The organism is Microbacterium sp., assembly GCF_049650565.1.
Lineage (GTDB): Bacteria > Actinomycetota > Actinomycetes > Actinomycetales > Microbacteriaceae > Microbacterium.
This window is the reverse complement of record NZ_JBASAK010000031.1, coordinates 1-19,461: the sequence shown is the minus strand read 5'-3', so window position 1 is coordinate 19,461 and position 19,461 is coordinate 1. Positions and strand designations below refer to the sequence as shown.

The 19,461-nt window shown below is 69.2% G+C and carries 17 protein-coding genes and 4 tRNA genes; 9 read left to right on the top strand and 12 right to left on the bottom strand.

Features of this window, described 5'->3' with window-relative positions; translation table 11 throughout:
- Nucleotides 1–11: 11 nt before the first annotated feature.
- Together WA967_RS05590 and WA967_RS05585 are read right to left on the bottom strand one after the other, a co-directional pair.
- Entirely contained in the window at nucleotides 12–1,460 is a 1,449-nt protein-coding gene (locus WA967_RS05590) for an FAD-dependent oxidoreductase (RefSeq protein ID WP_424419900.1), read from the bottom strand.
- The gene (locus WA967_RS05585; RefSeq protein WP_424419899.1) at nucleotides 1,457–2,041 is read right to left on the bottom strand and encodes a helix-turn-helix domain-containing protein; all 585 of its coding nucleotides are present in this window, start codon (nucleotides 2,039–2,041) and stop codon (nucleotides 1,457–1,459) included. The genes WA967_RS05590 and WA967_RS05585 overlap by 4 nt, the downstream gene beginning before the upstream one ends.
- A 20-nt stretch (nucleotides 2,042–2,061) precedes the next feature.
- Here WA967_RS05585 and WA967_RS05580 point away from each other — a divergent pair, with 20 nt between their 5' ends.
- The 3 genes from WA967_RS05580 to WA967_RS05570 are packed head-to-tail and all read left to right on the top strand — an operon-like array spanning nucleotide 2,062 to nucleotide 6,207.
- On the top strand, nucleotides 2,062–3,687 hold the full coding sequence (locus WA967_RS05580; RefSeq protein ID WP_424419898.1) for an FAD-binding oxidoreductase: 1,626 nt from the start codon (nucleotides 2,062–2,064) through the stop codon (nucleotides 3,685–3,687).
- Nucleotides 3,680–4,588: a diacylglycerol kinase family protein gene (locus tag WA967_RS05575; protein ID WP_424419897.1), complete on the top strand. Its 909-nt coding sequence runs from the start codon at nucleotides 3,680–3,682 to the stop codon at nucleotides 4,586–4,588. The genes WA967_RS05580 and WA967_RS05575 overlap by 8 nt, the downstream gene beginning before the upstream one ends.
- Nucleotides 4,585–6,207: a GMC oxidoreductase gene (locus WA967_RS05570; RefSeq protein WP_424419896.1), complete on the top strand. Its 1,623-nt coding sequence runs from the start codon at nucleotides 4,585–4,587 to the stop codon at nucleotides 6,205–6,207. The genes WA967_RS05575 and WA967_RS05570 overlap by 4 nt, the downstream gene beginning before the upstream one ends.
- Before the next feature lie 62 nt (nucleotides 6,208–6,269).
- Here WA967_RS05570 and WA967_RS05565 read toward each other — a convergent pair whose 3' ends face one another.
- The 4 genes from WA967_RS05565 to WA967_RS05550 form a co-directional block, all read right to left on the bottom strand.
- Nucleotides 6,270–8,414, bottom strand: a complete 2,145-nt coding sequence (locus WA967_RS05565) for a 3-hydroxyacyl-CoA dehydrogenase NAD-binding domain-containing protein (protein WP_424419937.1) — start codon at nucleotides 8,412–8,414, stop codon at nucleotides 6,270–6,272.
- Nucleotides 8,415–8,422: 8 nt separating this feature from the next.
- Nucleotides 8,423–9,628 (bottom strand): thiolase family protein, encoded by a 1,206-nt coding sequence (locus tag WA967_RS05560; protein ID WP_424419895.1) that lies wholly within the window; start codon nucleotides 9,626–9,628, stop codon nucleotides 8,423–8,425.
- Between the two features lie 73 nt (nucleotides 9,629–9,701).
- Nucleotides 9,702–10,898 carry a ribonuclease D gene (locus tag WA967_RS05555; RefSeq protein ID WP_424419894.1) on the bottom strand — a complete coding sequence of 399 codons (1,197 nt, stop codon included), beginning with the start codon at nucleotides 10,896–10,898 and terminating at the stop codon, nucleotides 9,702–9,704.
- Nucleotides 10,891–11,472, bottom strand: coding sequence for a DUF3000 domain-containing protein (locus WA967_RS05550; RefSeq protein ID WP_424419893.1), 582 nt, complete (start codon nucleotides 11,470–11,472; stop codon nucleotides 10,891–10,893). The genes WA967_RS05555 and WA967_RS05550 overlap by 8 nt, the downstream gene beginning before the upstream one ends.
- 25 nt (nucleotides 11,473–11,497) lie before the next feature.
- On the opposite strand from WA967_RS05550, the gene WA967_RS05545 reads away from it, so the two are divergent.
- On the top strand, nucleotides 11,498–12,655 hold the full coding sequence (locus tag WA967_RS05545; protein ID WP_424419892.1) for an alpha/beta hydrolase family protein: 1,158 nt from the start codon (nucleotides 11,498–11,500) through the stop codon (nucleotides 12,653–12,655).
- A gap of 6 nt (nucleotides 12,656–12,661) precedes the next feature.
- Here the strand turns inward: WA967_RS05545 and WA967_RS05540 are convergent, their stop codons facing one another.
- Both WA967_RS05540 and WA967_RS05535 read right to left on the bottom strand, forming a co-directional pair.
- On the bottom strand, nucleotides 12,662–13,093 hold the full coding sequence (locus WA967_RS05540; protein WP_424419891.1) for a SufE family protein: 432 nt from the start codon (nucleotides 13,091–13,093) through the stop codon (nucleotides 12,662–12,664).
- Between the two features lie 18 nt (nucleotides 13,094–13,111).
- Entirely contained in the window at nucleotides 13,112–14,008 is an 897-nt protein-coding gene (locus tag WA967_RS05535; protein ID WP_424419890.1) for a sulfurtransferase, read from the bottom strand.
- Nucleotides 14,009–14,147: 139 nt separating this feature from the next.
- Here WA967_RS05535 and zapE point away from each other — a divergent pair, with 139 nt between their 5' ends.
- Nucleotides 14,148–15,203: a cell division protein ZapE gene (gene zapE, locus WA967_RS05530; RefSeq protein ID WP_424419935.1), complete on the top strand. Its 1,056-nt coding sequence runs from the start codon at nucleotides 14,148–14,150 to the stop codon at nucleotides 15,201–15,203.
- An 18-nt stretch (nucleotides 15,204–15,221) separates the two neighbouring features.
- On the opposite strand, the gene WA967_RS05525 is transcribed toward zapE, so the two are convergent.
- Nucleotides 15,222–15,836: a YceI family protein gene (locus WA967_RS05525; RefSeq protein WP_424419889.1), complete on the bottom strand. Its 615-nt coding sequence runs from the start codon at nucleotides 15,834–15,836 to the stop codon at nucleotides 15,222–15,224.
- Nucleotides 15,837–16,028: 192 nt separating this feature from the next.
- Here WA967_RS05525 and WA967_RS05520 point away from each other — a divergent pair, with 192 nt between their 5' ends.
- Together WA967_RS05520 and WA967_RS05515 are read left to right on the top strand one after the other, a co-directional pair.
- Nucleotides 16,029–17,264, top strand: a complete 1,236-nt coding sequence (locus tag WA967_RS05520) for an ammonium transporter (protein WP_424419888.1) — start codon at nucleotides 16,029–16,031, stop codon at nucleotides 17,262–17,264.
- Between the two features lie 20 nt (nucleotides 17,265–17,284).
- Nucleotides 17,285–17,863, top strand: coding sequence for a type II toxin-antitoxin system PemK/MazF family toxin (locus tag WA967_RS05515; protein ID WP_424419887.1), 579 nt, complete (start codon nucleotides 17,285–17,287; stop codon nucleotides 17,861–17,863).
- 11 nt (nucleotides 17,864–17,874) lie between these two features.
- On the opposite strand, the gene WA967_RS05510 is transcribed toward WA967_RS05515, so the two are convergent.
- The 3 genes from WA967_RS05510 to WA967_RS05500 all read right to left on the bottom strand — a co-directional run bounded on the left by WA967_RS05510 (nucleotide 17,875) and on the right by WA967_RS05500 (nucleotide 19,022).
- On the bottom strand, nucleotides 17,875–18,771 hold the full coding sequence (locus WA967_RS05510) for a TIGR01777 family oxidoreductase (RefSeq protein WP_424419886.1): 897 nt from the start codon (nucleotides 18,769–18,771) through the stop codon (nucleotides 17,875–17,877).
- A gap of 101 nt (nucleotides 18,772–18,872) precedes the next feature.
- Nucleotides 18,873–18,948 (bottom strand) — tRNA-Gly (locus tag WA967_RS05505).
- A gap of 1 nt (nucleotide 18,949) precedes the next feature.
- Nucleotides 18,950–19,022 (bottom strand) — tRNA-Val (locus tag WA967_RS05500).
- Nucleotides 19,023–19,237: 215 nt separating this feature from the next.
- On the opposite strand from WA967_RS05500, the gene WA967_RS05495 reads away from it, so the two are divergent.
- Both WA967_RS05495 and WA967_RS05490 read left to right on the top strand, forming a co-directional pair.
- A tRNA-Gly gene (locus WA967_RS05495) sits at nucleotides 19,238–19,310 on the top strand.
- A 54-nt stretch (nucleotides 19,311–19,364) separates the two neighbouring features.
- Nucleotides 19,365–19,435 (top strand) — tRNA-Cys (locus tag WA967_RS05490).
- Nucleotides 19,436–19,461: the final 26 nt, after the last annotated feature.

Here is a 19,461-nt window from a genome sequence, read left to right as displayed (position 1 = left end):
AGCAGTGGCAGTCAGTCGAACTCGCTCAGCACAGCGGTCATCAGCTCGGTGGCCATGGGCAGGGCCCGTGCACGATCAGCATCGACGAGGCCCACTCGGGTGCGACGGTCCAGCACATCGTCCGCCGTCAGCGCGCCCTCCGATCGCACCGCGAACTCGATGCCTGCACGCGTCAGCGGCAGATCGTCGAACAGCGGATCAGAGGGGGGAACGACGGCATCCACGAGCCGCAGCGAGGCCGTCCGGCTGGGGCCCGCCGACAGCCCCCGCACTCGCACGGCCAGATCCACGGCGTCCTGCGCCATGCGCCGGTACGTCGTGAGCTTGCCACCCAGCACATTCACGAATCCCGCCTCGGATTCCGTGACCAGGTGCCTGCGCGAGATGTCGGACGTGCTGTCGTCGCCGCTGTCGACCAGCGGACGCAGACCCGCGTACGCTCCACGCACCTGGTCCCGGCGTATCGGCGTCGATAGTACGCGGTTCAGCGAGTCCAGCAGGAACGCTATCTCGCGCTCGGTGGGCCGGGCCACGTCGGGGATCGGGCCGGGGGCATCCTCGTCGGTCAAACCGACATAGACATGGCCGTCCCACTGCGGCAGGGCGAACACGTACCGGCTGATGGATCCGGGCAGGGGGATGGTGAGGGCGGCGTTCGGATGCCCGAGATCCGCCCCGTCCAGCACGACGTGCGTTCCCCGACTCGGCCGCAGCCTGATCTGCTCGTCGAGCGTGCCTGCCCACACGCCGGTGGCGTTGATGACGCTCCGAGCACGGATGCGCAGTCGCCCGCCGGTGATCACATCCTCGGCATCCGCTCCGCGGGCGCTCAGACTGATGGCGCGCACGCGCGTGAGGATGCGGGCCCCCAGGCTCGCTGCCGTGCGCGAGACCGTGATCACGAGCTTGGCGTCGTCGATGAGCTGCCCGTCGTAGCCGACCATCGCGCCGCGCAGCCCGGCGCGATTCAGTGCCGGCACCATCCGGCGCGCGGTGCGGGCCGAGACCAGGCGAGGCCCCGGCAAGGTGACATGCGACGTGCGGGCCTGCAGCCGCAGCACGTCGCCGACGCTCATGCCCGCAGCTCCGGCGAATCTCTGAGCGAGCGTCACGCCCGGCACGAACGGCAGCAGCTGCGGCAGCGAGCGGATCAGATGAGGGGCGATCGCGGTCATGAGCAGGTGACGCTCCTGCGCGCTCTCGCGGGCTGTCGCGAAATCGCCGGTGGCGAGGTACCGCAGCCCGCCATGCACGAGCTTGGAGCTGAAGCGGCTGGTGCCGAAGGCGAGGTCGCGCGCCTCGATCAGCGTGACGCTCAGGCCGCGCGACGCTGCGTCCAAGGCGACTCCCGCTCCGGTGATGCCTCCTCCGACCACCAGCACATCGACCTCGTCCTCGGCGGAGCGCGTCAGCTCCAGGCGCCGCCGAGCGGGATTCAGATCAGGGGAGTGCGGGGTCATGGCCGAAGCAGCCCGTCGAGGGCGGCGCGGAGCTCGTGCTCCCACGACGCCTCGTCGATGAGGTCGCTGACCGTGCTGTGGGACAGGATCGCGGACTGCGCGATCAGCAGCAGCATGACCGCGATGTGCTGCGGTTGGCCCGTTCGCACGGAGCCGGAGAGCTGCGCAGCGGCTACGGACTCCGCCATGCGCTGCAGGATGGCCTTCTGGCTGGTGCCGAAGCGCTGCAGCGTGTATCGCGTGAAGACCTCGGGCTCGCGGTCCAACAGGGCCGCATACAGCGGATCGGCTCGGAAGGCGGCGGAGAAGCGCATCACGTCGTCGACGATCTGCTCCCGCGAATCGGAGACCGGAATGTCCTGCAGCAGCACCAGCACCCGATGCAGCAGCACCGCGCGTACCACCTCGTCAGCCCCGGCCCACGTGCGGTACACGGTGGGCCGCGAGACGCCCGCCTCGCGCGCCAGCTCGGCGACGGCGAGCCCTCCCACGCCTCGCCGGGCGATCAGCCGCTCGGCGGCATCCAGGATGCGCAGCTGCGTGGCATCCCAGGCCCGGGGTTGTGCTTGACGAGTTTCCATAATGTGTCACACTGTAACGCATGGAGCTGCCACACGACAGTGCTGTCGAACCGCCCGAGATGCGGTGGGACGGGTGGGGTGATCCCGACCGCGCCACCGAGCTGCCGCGCGCCGTCCGCGCCCTGCTGCCGCTGATGCTGGGACGGGTGCGCAGGCCCGCGCCCGCGCCCGCGATCGACGACGTCGAGGTGGCGGAGTCCCGACTCACCGCTGAGGACGTCGACGCGCTGCGCGGAATCGTCGGAACCGAGCACGTGCGCACCGACGCCGTGACCCGCCTGCGCCGCGCAGGCGGCAGGTCCACGCCCGACCTGCTGCGTCGACGCGCCGGGCGGCAGACGGCACCGGATGCCGTGGTGCGGCCCGCCTCGCACGATCAGGTGGCGGCTGTCCTGCGAATCGCCGCCGACCGGAACCTCGCCGTCGTCCCGTTCGGCGGGGGCACGAGCGTGGTCGGCGGAGTGGATCCGGATGCCGGCGTGCACCGCGCCGTGATCGCACTCGACCTCGCGCGGATCAGCGGCCTGGTGCGCTTCGACGGAATCAGCAGCGAGGCGGTGCTGCTGGCCGGCACCCGCGCACCGGAGGCGGAGCGGCTGCTGGCCGAGCAGGGCTTCGAGCTCGGTCACTACCCGCAGAGCTTCCGCTACGCGACCATCGGCGGATTCGCGGCTGCGCGCTCCTCCGGGCAGAACTCCGCGGGTTACGGGCGATTCGACGCGATGGTCACCGGCATCCGCATGGCCACGCCGACCGGTGACCTCGAGCTGGGGCGCGCGCCGGGATCGGCGGCCGGCCCGGATCTCGTAAGGCTGCTGCTGGGCTCAGAGGGAGCCTTCGGCGTGATCACCGAGGTGCGCGTGCGCGTGCACCGCACGCCCGCCGAGCGCATCGTCGAGTCCTGGACCTTCCCCGACTTCGCGAGCGGCGCCGCGGCGCTGCGCAGCGTGGTGCAGGGCGGCGGCGGTCCCACCGTCATCCGCCTCTCCGACGAAGCGGAGACCGGCGTCAGCCTGGCTCAGATCGGCCGCATCGGCAAGGTGCTCGCCAAGGGCGCCAGCGCCGTCACCGTGTTCGAGGGCGAGGATGCCCATCACCGCCGCGCGCGCACCGCGGCTCTGATGTCCGAGGCTGGAGGCACCAGCAGCGGGCAGGGCGCGGCTGAGGACTGGGCGCGAACGCGCTTCGACGGGCCGTATCTGCGCGACGCGCTGCTGGACGCCGGGGTGTTCTGCGAGACGCTGGAGACCGCCACCACCTGGTCGAACCTGCTCACCCTGCGTGCGGCAGTGACCGCAGCCCTGAAGGACGGCTTCGCGGATGCCGGTGCACGCAGCTTCGTGATGTCCCACGTGTCGCACGTGTATCCCACGGGTGCGTCGCTGTACTTCACCGTGCTGGCGGGGATCAAGGGCGACCCGCTCGGCGTCTGGGACGGCGTCAAGCATCGCGTGAGCGATGCCATCATGGCCGCCGGAGGCACCATCACCCATCATCACGCGATCGGTCGCGACCATGCGCCGTGGCTGGCGGAGGAGATCGGCGAGACCGGCATCCGCATTCTGCGGGCGGTCAAGCGCGAACTCGACCCGAAGGGCGTCATGAACCCGGGCGTGCTCATCCCTGCCGAGTCGGACCATGGCTGAGCTCCGCCTGGCACTGCTGGTCAACCCGTCTGCGGGCAAGGGCAGGGCGGCCGCTGTCGGTCATCTGGCCGAGCGCGCGCTGCGCGAGACCGGTGCGCGGCTCACGGTGCTCGCCGGCGAGACGGCTGCGCAGACCCGCGCCCTCGCGCACCGGGCCGTCATCGACGGACCCGACGGGGTCGTGGTTGTCGGCGGTGATGGAACCCTCACCGGCATCGTGGATGTGCTGGCCGACGCGGGCATCCCCGTGACGCTGGTCCCCGCGGGCACCGGCAACGACCTGGCACGGGAGCTCCGCATCCCCACCGATGACCCGGGCAGGGCGGCATCCGCTGCGGTGAAGGGGCATGCGAGGCGCATCGACCTCGGCACCATCTCGTCGCAGGGCCATGACGGACTGTTCCTCACCGTCGCCGCGCTGGGCTTCGACGCCAAGGTCAGCGAGCGCACCAACGCGCTCCGTCGTCCCAGCGGCCTGCTGCGCTACTATCTCGCCATCGTGATCGAACTGCTGCGTCTGAAGCCCACGGACTTCCGCGTCGCGATCGACGGCGGGGACGCCGAGCGGATGCCGGGCACTCTGCTGGCCGTCGGCAACACCTCCAGCTACGGCGGCGGAATGCCCATCTGCATCGGAGCTTCGCCCGACGATGGCGCACTCGACGTGGTGCACGTCGCGCCGCTCAGCCGTCTCAAACTGCTGCGGGTGTTCCCGCTGCTGCTCCGCGGTACGCACCTGGGCCGCCGTGAGGTGGTCCACCGTCGTGCCACGAGTCTCCATGTCAGCGCGCCGGATCTCGTCGTCTACGCCGATGGCGAGCGCGTCGGCGCAGGGGAGTGCACGATCGGCATCCGTCCGGGCGCCGTCACCATGATGATCCCGGAGGGACGAGGAGCATGAACGGGTACGACGAGGATGTCGTGATCGTGGGATCGGGGTTCGGCGGTTCCGTCGCGGCCCTGAGGCTGGCGGAGAAGGGCTACCAGGTGCGCGTGCTGGAGGCGGGGCGGCGGTTCGAGGACGACGACTTCGCCAAGACCTCGTGGGACGTCAAGCGATACCTGTGGGCGCCTGCATTGGGCTGCTTCGGCGTGCAGCGCATCCACCGCCTGCCGCACGTGATGATCCTCGCCGGCGCGGGTGTCGGAGGCGGATCCCTGAACTACGCCAACACCCTCTACGAGCCGCCTGCGACGTTCTTCTCGGACGCGCAGTGGCCGCAGGGCACGTCGTGGCAGGCCGAGCTCGCGCCGCACTACGCCACCGCGAAGCGGATGCTGGGCGTCGTGGAGCATTACCCGCACACCGGTCCCGTGGAGCGGATCATGGCAGGCGCCGCCGAGGACCTCGGCGTCGGCGGCACTTTCCGGCACGCGCCGGTGGGCGTATTCCTCGGCATGCCGGGCGTGACCGTCCCCGATCCGTTCTTCGACGGAGAGGGCCCTGCCCGCACCGGATGCACGCTGTGCGGCAACTGCATGGTGGGTTGCCGCGTGGGCGCGAAGAACACGCTCATGAAGAACTACCTCGCCCTCGCCGAGAGGCGCGGGGTGCGCATCGACGCACTGTCGACTGTCGTCGAGGTGCGCGAGGACCCGCGCGGCGGCTTCCTGGTCACCGCGCAGCGCTCGGGCGCGTGGATCCGGCGGCGTCGACGCACGATCCGCGCCGAGCAGGTGGTGCTGGCCGCCGGCACCTGGGGCACGCAGCAGCTGCTGCACCGGATGAAGGCGTCGGGCGCGTTGCCGCGCATCTCGGATGCGGTGGGTCGCCTGACCCGCACGAACTCCGAGGCGCTGGACGGCTCGGTCGCGACGCGGGTTCCGGATGCGTCCGAGTACGCGCATGGCGTGGCCATCACCACCTCCTTCCACGTCGATGACCGCACGCACGTCGAGAACGTGCGCTACGGGCCCGGCTCCAACCTGATGGGTGCACTGGCCACCGTGATGGTGCCCGGGGATCGCCCGCTGCTGCGGCGGCTGGGCGCGCTCGCGGGGCGGGTGCTGCGGCATCCGATCCGTGAGTTCAGGCTCGCGAACCTGCACCGTTGGAGTGAGCGCGGCATCATCGCCCTGGTCATGCAGACCGCCGACAACTCGCTCACGCTGTCGCTTCGCCGCAGGCTGGGCCGTGACGTGCTCACCAGCGCGCAGGGCCACGGCGAGCCCAATCCGTCGTACCTGCCTCAGGCGCACCGCGCGGCGAGCGCCATCGCCGTGCGGATGCAGCAGGAGACCGGTGTGCGCTCGGAGCCGCGCGGATCGTGGCCGGAGGTGTTCGGCATCCCGATGACCGCGCATTTCCTGGGCGGCGCGGTGATCAGCCAGACCGCCGAGAGCGGCGTGGTCGATTCGTACAACCGCGTCTGGGGGCACCCCGGTCTGCATGTCGTGGACGGCTCGGCCGTACCCGCCAATCCGGGCGTGAACCCGTCGCTGACCATCACCGCGATCGCCGAGCGCGCTTTCGCGAACTGGCCGCGCAAGGGGGAGCAGGACACCCGTCCCGCGCAGTGAGCCCCCGGATGCACGAGAGCGGGGCCGCACCGTCCGGTACGGCCCCGCTCTCGTCGATCAGATCAGCTCTGCGCGATGCCGCGGATGGTCGGCGTGTGGAATGTGCCGCCGAAGACCCGCTCGGAGGCGCCCTCACGGTCGAGGTACGGCGATGCGCCGCCGTCGATGAACGGCCAGCCCGCGCCGAGGATCAGGCACAGGTCGATGTCTTCGACCTCCGGCACCACGCCCTCGTCGAGCATGATGCGGATCTCCTGGGCCAGGCCGTCCTGCACGCGGCGCAGGATCTCGTCGGCAGATGCCGGAGTGGAGCCCGTCTGGCCCTTCAGCGCCTTCTCGGCCGCCTTGGTCCAGCCGGTCACGCGACCGCCCTTGTCCTTCTCCACCACGGCGTCCAGTGCTGCCAGGGTGTGGAAGTTCTCGTTGGCGTAGAAGCGCTCCGGGAACGCGTGCACCATGGTGTCCTGCACATGCGCGGCCACTTTCCAGCCGACGAGGTCGATCAGCTGGAACGGGCCCATCGGCAGCCCCAGGGGGCCGAACGCCTTCTCGACGTCGACGACAGGCGTGCCCTCGTACACGGCCCGTGCGGCCTCACCCATGACCTTCGCCAGCAGGCGGTTCACGACGAACCCGGGAGCGTCCGCGGTGAGCACGGCGTTCTTGCCGAGGCCCTTCGCGACCACGAACGCGGTCGAGAGAGCGGCATCCGCGGTGGCATCCGTCTTCACGATCTCGATCAACGGCATGACCGCGACCGGGTTGAAGAAGTGGAAGCCGACCAGGCGCTCGGGGTGGGCGAGCTTCGAGCCGATCTCCGCAACCGACAGCGACGAGGTGTTGGTGGCGAGAATGGCATCCTCGGCGATGATCTGCTCGATCTCGCCGAACACGGCCTGCTTCACGCCCAGCTCCTCGAAGACGGCCTCGATCACGAAGTCGCAGTCGGCGTACAGGGACTTGTCTGTGGTGCCGGTGACCAGCGAGCGCAGCTTGTTGGCGGTGTCCGCGTCCACGCGCCCCTTGGCCTCGAGCTTGCCGATCTCGTCGTGGATGTATGCCACGCCCTTGTCGACGCGCGCCTGGTCCAGGTCGGTGATGAGCACCGGCACCTGCAGCTTGCGCACGAACAGCAGCGCGAACTGGCTGGCCATCAGGCCCGCTCCGATGACGCCGACCTTGGTGACCTTCTTCGCCAGCTGCTTGTCGGGGGCGCCGACGGGGCGCTTGGCGCGCTTCTGCACCAGGTCGAACGCATACATCGAGGCGGCGAACAGGTCGCCGGTCACGAGCTCCGACAGAGCCTCGTCCTCGCGGGCGAAGCCCTCTTCCTTCGTGCCACTGCGCGCCTTCTCGAGCAGATCGAGGGCGACGTACGGCGAGCGGGGCACGGTGCCGATCTTCGACTCCAGCATGCTGCGGGCCATCTTGATCGCCACCGGCCACTTGACCGTGCGCTCGATCTTGCCGGGGACGTTCTTGCGCTCCACCTTGCGGCCGCCGAGCACCTCGTCGGCCCAGGCCAGCGAGTTCTCCAGGAAGTTGGCCGGCGGGAAGATCTCGTCGAACATGCCGTAGTCGTGCGCCTGCTGCGGCTTCAGCATCCGGTTCTGCTTGAGCGGGTTCGAGATGATCACCTCGAGGGCGTTCTCGATGCCGATCAGGTTCGGCAGCAGGTACGCGCCGCCCCAGCCGGGGATGATGCCCAGGAACAGCTCGGGCAGCGCGATCGCGGCCGCCGACGCGTCGATGGTGCGGTACGTGGAGTTCAGCGCGATCTCCACGCCGCCGCCGAGTGCCAGACCGTTCACGAAGGCGAACGAGGGCACGCCCAGATCGGACAGCGAGCCGATGACCTTGTGGCCCAACTGCGCGATCAGGCGGGCGTTGTCCTTGGACCCCACCCTGCTGATGTCGGACAGGTCGGCGCCGGCCGCCAGGATGTACTGCTTGCCGGTGATGCCGACGGCCTGGATCTCGCCGGCGGCCGCACGAGCCTTCAGCGCGGCGAGGGTCTCGCCGAGCTCGGTGAGCGTGGCGGGGCCCAGCGTGTTGGGACGCGTGTGATCGCGGCCGTTGTCGAGAGTGATCAGCGCGAGCACTCTGCCCGAGCCCAGGCGGATGTCGCGCACGGGGGAGTGCGTGATCACCTCGCCCTCGGTGAGGGCCATGATGGGGGAGAAGTCGATGTCGTCGTAGTTCGTCATTCCCGCGCTCACTTCCGCTTCTTGCCGTCGTAGAACGGGTTTTCCCAGATGACGGAGCCGCCCTGCCCCAGACCCACGCACATGGCCGTCAGGCCGTAGCGCACGTCAGGGCGCTCGGCGAACTGCGCCGCCAGCTGGATCATCAGGCGCACGCCGGTCGCGGCGAGCGGATGGCCGACCGCGATGGCCCCGCCCCACTGGTTCACCCGCGGGTCGTCATCGGCGATGCCGAAGTGGTCCAGCAGCGAGATCACCTGGATGGCGAACGCCTCGTTCAGCTCGAACAGGCCGATGTCGGAGATGTCGAGACCGGCCTTCTTCAGCGCCTTCTCGGTGGAGGGGATCGGACCGATGCCCATGATCTCCGGCTGCACGCCGGCGAACGCGAACGAGACCATCCGCATCTTGGGCTTCAGCCCCAGCTCCTTCACGGCACCGCCGCCGGCCAGCAGCGACATGGTGGCGCCGTCGGTGAGCGGCGACGAGGTGCCGGCCGTGACGCGGCCGTGCGGGCGGAACGGGGTCTTCAGGTTCGCCAGGTCCTCCATAGTGGTCTGCGGACGGCGGCCCTCGTCCTCGGTGGCCAGGCCCCAGGCGCCGTCAGCGCCCTTGATGGCGACCGGCACCAGGTCGGGCTGGAACTTGCCCGCCTCGTACGCGGCCTGCACCTTGTGCTGGCTGAGCATGCCGAACCGATCCGAGCGCTCCTTGGTCAGGTGCGGGAAGCGGTCGAAGATGCGCTCCGCCGTCACGCCCATGTTCAGCGCCGCCGGGTCGACCATCCGCTCCGCGACGAAGCGCGGGTTCGGGTCGGCGTTGCTGCCGATCGGGTGGTGGCCCATGTGCTCCACGCCGCCCGCGATCGCCAGATCGTACATGCCGACGCCGATCGAGGCGCCCATCGTGGTGACGGCCGTCATCGCCCCCGCGCACATGCGGTCGATCGCCAGGCCCGGGACCGTCTGCGGCAGACCCGCCAGCAGCGCCACGGAGCGCCCGAGGGTCAGGCCCTGGTCGCCCGTCTGCGAGGTCGCGGCGATGGCCACGTCGTCGATGCGCTCACCCGGAACGGAGGCGTTGCGCTCCATCAGGCCGATGGTCGCCTTGACGGCGAGGTCATCTGCGCGGGTGTTCCAATACATTCCTTTTTCGCCGGCGCGCCCGAACGGCGTGCGCACTCCATCGACGAAGAAGACGTCCGAGATCTCGGCCACTCCTGCCTCCATTGGTTGGGATGAACCCAGCCTAGAAGCGCGTCTGAGGCGTCAGGAATCGGTTGGATCGAACCTACGAAGCGGCTTCGACGGCATCCGATTCGATTTGAGGACCTTCTACAAAGGCATCCACAATCTTCTGTGCGGTATAGGCAACCTGCCAGGGGCGCGCGCCGAGCTCGGTCAGCGCCTTTCCCACGGTCTCGGCAGTCAGCTCCTCCGGAGGCTCCCACGCCAGGCGACGCAGGTGATCGGGGGTGAGCAGGTTCTCCATGGGCATGTGAAGCTCCTCGGCGATGGCCTCGACGACCGGGCGCGCGGCCTTGTAACGCAGGTCGGCCTCGGGGTTGCGGTCCGACCAGCTGCGCGGCGGCGGCGGCGCGTCGCCGCGCAGCCGCAGCGGCGGCAGGTCGTCGGTCGTGCGACCTCGCTGGATGGCATCCCACCAGCGGTCCAGCTGCGTGTGGCTCGCGCGGCCGTTGAAGTCCTTCATGGCGCTCAACGCCGTCTTCGTCGCGGGTGCAGCCAGCACGGCCGCCAGCAGGGAGCGATCCGGCACCAGCCGGCCGGGGGATACGTCCACTTCCTCCGCATACTGCTCACGTGCCGTCCACAGCTCACGGGCGACGGCCAACTGCCGGGCGCCGCGGGCCTTGTGCAGGCCGCTCAGCCGGCGCCACGGATCCACGCGGGGAGCCCTCGGCGGCTTCACGAGCGTGGCGTGGAACTCCTGTGCCGCGATCTCCGTCTTGCCCGCCTCGGCCAGCTGAGCGGACAGGATCTCCTCGACGTCGATGAGGTACAGCACGTCCAGTGCCGCGTACTCGAGCCACGATTGGGGCAGCGGACGGGTCGACCAGTCCGCCGCGGAGTGCTCCTTCTTCAGGACGATGCCCAGCGCGTGCTCGACCACCGCCGCCAGGCCGAAGCCGTCGCTGCCCAGCAGGCGGGAGCCGAGCTCGGTGTCGAAGATGCTGGCCGGGTACAGCCCCAGCTCGTGCAGCGACGGGAGGTCCTGGCTGGCGGCATGGAACACCCACTCCACGTCGCCGATCGCCGCCTGAAGGGCGCTGAAGTCGCCGATCGCGGGCGGATCGAACAGGAACACCCCTGCGCCACGGCGGAACATCTGCACGAGGTAGGCCCGCTGGGAGTAGCGGAAGCCGGAGGCGCGCTCGACATCGACCGCGACAGGACCCTCGCCTGCGGCGAGCAGCGTGCATGCCTTCTCGAACTCCGTGCGGTCATCTATCACGGAGTAGTCAGACACGTCCGCCCTTTCTCGCGCCGAACACGGCGACATCCTCGGACCCCGGCGGGAGCCCGGCCAGCATTCCCACCAGCTCTGCCCATGCTTCCACATGCGGGCGCAGCGGCGCGTCGGGGGTCCACGACGCGCGCAGCTCGATCTGCGCGCCGTCGCCCTCGTCGGCGAGACCGCCGAAGCCCTTCGAGAGCATCTTGGTGGAGGTGCCCGATTCGGAATGGTACTGCGCGTCGCGGGAGTCCAGGGCGTCCACCAGCCAGGACCACGCGACCTCGGCCAGCAGCGGGTCGGTGCCGATCTCGGTCTCCAGCGGAGCCTGGGCGAACGCCACGATGCGCCACGGTCCTCCCCAGGCCGCGGGCTCCTCGGGATCGTGCAGCAGGACGAAGCGGCCGGTGCCGTAGGCGGAGTCGCCGTGGTCGTCCGGCCGCACGTCGGCGGCCAGCGCCAGCGAGAACGGGGCGAGGCGTGCCGGGGAGGGGATCTCGCGCACCACGATGTCCGAGCGGAACGTCGTCTCGCGCAGCTGCGCCGCTGCGGCGTCGAAGAGCGCTGCGGCATCCGGGTTCGCTGTCACGTGGACAGGCTAGAGTCAGGAGGCGATGAAGAGACTCAGGCACGCCGTAGCCATCGCCGTCCCCGCTGTCCTGGCGGTCGGTGCCGCGGCCGCCGCGGCTGTGCTCGCGACGGCGCATCGCGTGGTCACGCCGTCCGTGCGCCGCAACGACACCCACATCCTGGCGGTGGACACCGGCGCGCAGACCATCGAGCTCGACCGGACGCTGGACACCGAGCTCCCCGGCCGCTATGGCCTGTTCACCAGCGGCACGTACGGGTACGTCAAGCTGGGGGCGGTGCTGGGAGCGGATGGCGGGAAGGTCCGCCGCAAGCTGCTCACCCAGATCGAGTCCGGAGCGCAGGTGGACAGGGATGCCGCCTTCAGCGGCTGGTACTACGTCACGCCCGGCGAGCTGCACCTGCCGTGGGAGAGCGTGCTGATCGGCTCACCCGCGGGGCCGTGCCCGGCGTGGTTCTTCCCAGGATCATCGGACACCTGGGTGATCCAGGTGCACGGCCGCGGAACCACCCGCTCGGAGTGCCTGCGGGCGGTGCCGGTGTTCCACGGGCTGGGGATGCCCACGCTGGTCGTCTCCTACCGCAACGATGGCGAGGCCCCGCGCTCGCGCGGCGGCAGTTACGCGCTCGGAGCCGCGGAGTGGCGCGATGTGGATGCCGCGATCTCGTACGCCCTGCGGCACGGAGCCCGTCGCGTGGTGCTGATGGGCTGGTCGATGGGCGGCGCACTCGTGCTCCAGACCGCCGTCACCTCGGGCAACCGCGACCGCATCGCCGGACTCGTGCTGGATTCTCCCGTCGTCGACTGGCGCACGGTGCTGCGCTTCCAGGCACGCGAGGAGGGCCTGCGCGAGCCGCTGCCGGCTCTCGCCATGAGCGCCCTCGAGAACACGTTCACTGCGCGGCTCAGCGGCGCCGAGGAGGCCATCCGCTTCGACCGTCTCGACATGGTCGCGCGCGCGGCCGAGCTGGATGCGCCGATCCTGATCCTGCACAGCGAGGACGACGGATTCGTACCGGCGGATGCCTCGCATGCGCTGGCGGCGGCGCGTCCAGACCTGGTGACCATGCCATCGTTCACAGTCGCGCGGCACACCAAGCTGTGGAACTACGACCAGAACGGCTGGACGTCGGCGATCACGGAATGGATGGCCGCACGGGGCCTGGCCCCTGCGGCATCCTGAGCCGCGTCAGCGCTTGGCTCTGACCTGTCGCTGGGCCCGCACCAGCATCCCCGTCATGCCGCCGATGCGCAGCGGTGAGACGGACTTGGTCAGACCGAGAGTCTGCGGGTAGTCACCCGGGATGGCGAGCACCTCATCGGCGGTGAGGCCGGTGATGCCCTGCGCCAGGATGCTGGCGAATCCTCGGGTGGTCGGAGCCTCGACGGGCGCCGTCGCGTGCATCGCGACGACGCCGTCGTTGACCTCGATGTGGATGAACACAGGGGACTGACACTCGGCCACGCGCTCGTAGAGGTCCTGCTTGCCCGCCAGGTACTCGGGCACGGGCGGAAGCTCCGCCGAGAACTCCAGCAGGAGCTCCAGACGATCCTCCTGCGGAAGCTCGAGGAACTCGTCGCGGAACTCGGCCAGACGTTCGGGCAGATGCGTGTCAGTCACCCTGCGATTCTCCCACCCTCAGAGGGTGCCGGGCTCGGTGCCTGCGACGATCGGGACGCGCACGGCGGAGCCCCACTCGGTCCAGGAGCCGTCGTAGTTGCGCACGTTCTCGAAGCCCAGCAGGTGGTTCAGCACGAACCAGGTGTGGCTGGAGCGCTCACCGATGCGGCAGTAAGCGATGACGTCTTCGCCCTTCTTCAGGCCGGCACCCTCGAGGTAGATCGCCTCGAGCTCGGCGCGGGACTTGAAGCCGCCGTCCTCGGCCACGGCACGGCTCCACGGCACGCTCTGTGCGGTCGGGATGTGTCCGCCGCGCAGCGAGCTCTCGTCGGGGTAGGCGGGCATGTGGGTGCGCTCACCGCTGTACTCCTCGGGGGAGCGGACGTCGATCAGGGGACCGTGTCCGATGAACTTCAGCACGTCCTCCTTGTACGCGCGCAGCTTGGAGTCGTCGCGCTCGACGACGGGGTACTCCGTGGCGGGGCGGACGGTCTTCTCGGTGGTCAGTTCGCGGCCCTCGGCGATCCACTTGTCGCGACCGCCGTCGACCAGGCGGACGTCCTCGTGCCCGAAGAGCGAGAACACCCAGAGAGCGTAGGCGGCCCACCAGTTGTTCTTGTCGCCGTAGATGACGACGGTGTCGGAGCGGTCGATGCCCTTGCGGCTCAGCAGCTCGGCGAAGCCCTTGCCGTCGACGTAGTCGCGCACGACCGGGTCGTTCAGCTCGGTGTGCCAGTCGACCTTCACGGCACCGGGGATGTGGCCGGTCTCGTACAGCAGCACGTCCTCGTCGGATTCGACGACGACGAGGCCGGGCTTGCCGAGGTTGGCGGCGAGCCACTCGGTGGTGACGAGACGCTCGGGTGCGGAGTACTCGGCGAACTTGGTGGATGAGGTGTCGTGCTCGACAGTCACGGATGCTCCTATGGTTTCAGGACGCGGGGTGGGTGATGTGACGGCGTAATGTTGAGCCGTCCCTTCTGACCATAGATCCGTTCGGGCTCGCCCGCATCCGAATCGTAAGACTATGACTTTCATCGACTCCAGGAACGTGATGACCCAGCAGACCAGCGCCTCAGTCGTGCACCTCACCGAGCGCACGCCGGTGGTCAGCGGAAGCGAGATGCTGGCCAGCCTCGTGCCGCCGCCGCAGTTCGGCGCCGCCACCTTCGAGAGCTACCGGGCGGATCCGGCATATCCGTCGCAGGAGGCCACCAAGGAACTCCTGCAGAAGTTCGCGGGTCGCCAGGAGCCCGTCAAGCGCGCGGGCCTGTTCCACCGCGCGCTCAAGATCGCCGCCATGAAGCCGGGCGTGTACCTGGACGGTGGATTCGGCGTCGGCAAGACCCACCTGCTGGCATCCGTGTACCACGCGACGAACTCGCGTCGGAAGTACTTCGGCTCGTTCATCGAGTACACGGCACTGGTCGGCGCGCTGGGCTACCGCAACACGGTGGATCTGCTGCGAGGCTCCGACCTGCTGTGCATCGACGAGTTCGAACTGGACGATCCGGGCGACACGATGGTCATGACCCGCCTGCTGGGCGAGCTGGTCGCATCCGGAACCAAGCTCGCAGCCACGTCCAACACCCCGCCGAACGCGCTCGGAGAGGGACGGTTCGCGGCTCAGGACTTCCTTCGCGAGATCCACGCCATGTCGGAGAGCTTCGAGACCATCCGCATCGACGGCGTCGACTACCGGCAGCGCGCCATCGACGGCAGCGCCGCGGTGTTCGATGACACCGAGTACGCGCAGTGCATCGCGGATGCCGCAGAGCGCGGCAGCGTGTCGGATGATGCGTTCGCCGACGTCATCCGCCACCTGGCACAGGTGCATCCGTCGCGGTACATCCGACTCATCGACGGACTCGACCTGGTGGGCCTGCGAGATGTGCACGTGCTCACGGACCAGTCGGAGGCATTGCGATTCGTGGCCTTCGTGGACCGCGTGTACGACGCGCAGGTACCGGTGGCGGCGACCGGCGTGAGTCTGGACCCGGTGTTCTCCGAGGAGATGCTCGGCGGCGGCTACCGCAAGAAGTACCTGCGCGCGGTCTCGCGCCTGATCGCGCTCACGCACTCCGCGAAGGAGCGCGCCGGCGAGGTCTGAGCACTGCCGGACGAGTGGTCACTCGCTCTCTTCGGCATCCTCCGGCTGAGCGTCGTCGGACGAATCCTCACCCTCGTCGCCTTCGGCGACGACCTTCACTGCGGAGATCTCGAACTCGAGCGTGATCTTCTCGGAGACCAGCACGCCGCCGGAGTCGAGGGGCGTGTTCCAGACCAGGCCGAAATCGCGGCGGTTCAGGCGCCTGCTGCCCTCGAAGCCCGCACGCAGCTCGCCGTAGGCTCCCGTCTCCACGCCGAGCAGGGCCAGCGGGATCATGACCTGCTTGGTGACACCGCGGATGGTCAGGTCGCCGGTGACGCCGAACGCCCGGTCGTCGACCTCCTCGATGTGCGTGGACACGAACGTGATCTCGGGCCACTTCTCCGCGTCGAAGAAGTCGGCGCTGCGCAGATGCTCGTCGCGCTGCTGAACGCGGGTGTCCACGCTGGCGGTCTTCATGACCACCTTCGCCCACGAGTTCTCCGGGTGCTCGGTGTCGACGTGGAGGTGACCGGTCACTTCGTTGAACGCCCCGCGAACGGTCGTGACCATGGCGTGCTTGGCGGAGAAGCCGATGCGGGTGTGCTGTGGGTCGAATTCCCAGTCACCGTTGACTTGTTCGAGGTCGATCACGCGAAGCTCCTATTCGTTCTCCCACCGGGTGACGGGAGTCGGGTTAGAGGATATCAACCGGCCGTCCGGCGCGTGGCGTAACGCGATCGTCACATCCGGAAGGCTGCCGTAACGCGCCCGAAACGAAGCGCGTGCTCGCAGGAAACATGCACTCGCGAGACTCTCCTCATTCGTCGAGAGGAAGAGGCTGCGATGGAAGCGACGGAATCCGTGTCGTGGGGGATCACCGCGACCGCACTGGTCCTGCTGATGACGCCGGGGGTGGCGTTCTTCTACGGCGGCATGGTGCGTGTGAAGAGCGTGATCAGCATGATGATGATGAGCTTCGGCGCGATCGGGCTGATCGCGGTGCTGTGGATGCTGTACGGCTACTCCATGAGCACCGTCGGCGATCCCGCGCAGTTCGCGGGCGATCCGTTCGCCGACTTCGCCCTGGCGGGTGCCGCGTCGTCCACGCATGCCAACACCGCGCTGCTGACGGTCGCCTACGGTGCGACGTTCGCCATCATCACTGTGGCACTGATCTCGGGCGCCATCGCCGACCGGGCGCGGTTCGGCCCCTGGCTCGTCTTCGTAGGGGTGTTCGGCACCCTCGGCTATTTCCCCATCGCAGCGTGGGTGTGGGGCGGCGGCTGGATCACGCACCTCGGCACGACGCTGTTCGGCAAGGACAGCGGCATCGCCGTGATCGACTACGCAGGCGGCACGGCCGTGCACATCAACGCCGGTGCGGCGGCGCTGGCGCTGGCTCTGGTGCTGGGCAAGCGCATCGGCTTCCGCAAGGGCATCCAGAGACCGCACAACGTGCCGTTGACGCTGCTGGGCGCGGCGCTGCTGTGGTTCGGGTGGTTCGGGTTCAATGTGGGTGCGCAGTGGACGACGCCCGGGATGGGACAGGCCGGCCTGATCACCATCAACACGCTGGGCGCCTCGGCCGCCGGCATCCTGGGGTGGATCCTCGTCGAGACCATCCGCGACGGCAAGGCGACGTCGGTGGGTGCGGTGTCGGGCCTGGTCGCGGGCCTGGTGGCCATCACCCCGGCCTGCGCGGATCTCGCGCCGGGCTGGGGGCTGCTGCTGGGCGGGCTGGCGGGGGTCGCATGCGCGGCATCGGTCGAGCTGAAGTACCGGCTGGGGCTCGACGACTCGCTGGACGTGGTGGGGCTGCATCTGGTGGGCGGTCTGCTGGGCACGGTGTACCTGGGGTTCTTCGCCACAGGGCACGGTCTGTTCACCGGTGGTGACGGGCGTCAGCTGGTCGTGCAGGTGCTCGCGTCGGGCGGTGTGCTGGTGTATGCGTTCGCGGTGGCGTGGATCACGGGAACCGTCATCGAGAAGACCATCGGCTTCCGGGTCACGCAGCAGGCCGAGGTCGCGGGAGTGGATCGGTTCGTGCACGGCGAGCAGGGCTACGCACTGGCCGATTGACTCGCGGCTACTGTGGACGGGTGACCTCGACGCAGCGCATCCTCTCCGTCCTCGGCGGTCTCGTCGGCCGACTGCTGACGAAGAGCGGTTCCGACGAGGCTCCGGCGCCGCTGCGGAGGGATGCGGTGCTGCGACCGGAAGGACGCGCCGCAGCGCATCCCGAGGAGGCTACGGCGGGGCGGATGCCGGGCTCTCAGACCGTCGAGGTGGATCCGGAGCGCGTGCGGGATGTGAGCGTCGGATACGCGCCGTCGCGCAATGGCCTGCCGGACTCCGGTGAGGTGATCTGGACCTGGGTGCCGTACGAGGAGAACGACGGACGTGGCAAGGACCGGCCCGTGCTGGTGATCGGACGGCAGTCGAAGGACCGCGTGTACGCGGTGCGGATGACCAGCAAGGACCATGACGGCCAGCGGGACTACCTGTCCATCGGGTCCGGAGCCTGGGACTCGCAGGGCAGGGAGTCCTGGGTGGACATCGAGCAGCTGTACAGCGTGCATGACGCCGGCATGCGCCGTGAGGCGGCGGTCCTCGATCGGCAGCGCTACGGCCGCGTCGCCTCGGCGCTCATCAAGCGGTACGGCTGGGCTCGGGCCTGAGCCTCCTCCGATCAGCCGATCGCCGCGTCGATGGCGTCCTGCGCCGTGCGATGCCGGAACGCGAACCCGCTTCGCAGCAGCACTCGCGGAGCGACATCGGCGTCCGCGAGCAGCAGGCAGTCGGCGGCTGCTCGCCCGAGCCCCAGCCGCAGTGCCCACGCGGGTGCCGGCAGCAGGTAGGGGCGGTGCAGACGACGGGACAGTGCGCGGACGATGTCGGCTGCTGTCGCCGGCGTCGGTCCGGTGAGATTCATGGGGCCCGACAGATCGCTTTCCATCGCGTGCCGGATGCCGCGCACCTCGTCTTCGAGGGAGATCCACGGCCAGACCTGGCGTCCCGTGCCCAGGGGACCGGCCAGGCCCAGCCTGGCCAATCGCGTCAGGGGCTTCAGCACGGCCTCGGGATGCACGACGGACGCGGTGCGCAGCAGCACCGTGCGCACCTGGTCGCCGGCAGTCTCCGCGGCCCCCTCCCACTCGACGCACAGATGGGCGAGGAAGGTGTCGCCGGCGCTGCTGCCCTCGTCGAGCAGTTCGCCTGGCCGGTGGCCGTAGCGGCCCACGGCGGACGCGGAGAGGAAGGCCGGCGCATCGGCGCCGAGGGCGCGCAGGGCGGACGCCAGGGTGCGGGTCGGCGTCAGACGCGATGTGCGCAGGGTGTCCCGATAGCCGGGGGTCCATGGCAGTCGGCCTATGCTCGCACCATTGAGACCGATCACGGCATCCGCTCCGGCAAGGATGTCGGGGGAGAGGGCGTCACCGGCCTGCAGCCAGGCGACCTCGTGCGGTCCGCGTGGCGGGCGCCGGACGAGGTGGATGACCTCTGCTCCGTCCGCGCGGAGGGATGCCGTCAGCGCGCGCCCGATCAGGCCGCTCGCCCCGGCGATGATGATCCGGCTGGGTGCCATGTGACAGACGCTACGCCATATCGGTCGGACGCGTCGCTGCGGGATCTGAGCCGGGCGAAGACGACCGGAGGCCCGGGATCGATGATCCCGGGCCTCCGGAGTGGAGCGGATGACGAGACTCGAACTCGCGACCCCAACCTTGGCAAGGTTGTGCGCTACCAACTGCGCTACATCCGCGTGGGCGATGCCGGACTCGAACCGACGACCTCTTCCGTGTGAAGGAAGCGCGCTACCAACTGCGCCAATCGCCCATATCTCATTGTGGTGTGCACCGTGGCACGATTGAAAAGCATACCCGATCCGCGGAGCGCGCCCGACATCACGGATCCGGTCGGGCGTGGCGCGACGATCAACGGTCTCAGGGACACGCCCGATGTCGTCGCACGGTTTGGTGAACGCCTCGAACCTGGGCTAATGTATCTCGAGTGCCCGGCACTCCGGGCAGCATCTGAGAACTGAATATCATGCGGATGTAGCGCAGTTGGTAGCGCACAACCTTGCCAAGGTTGGGGTCGCGAGTTCGAGTCTCGTCATCCGCTCGAGTGCAGGAGCCCCAGCCAGGGGTTCTGGCATGTGGGTTCGAATCCACCCCTGGTGGCGTGGCCGAGTGGCTAGGCACCGGCCTGCAAAGCCGTTTACACGGGTTCGAATCCCGTCGCCACCTCTCAGCAGACAATTTAACAGCCTTCA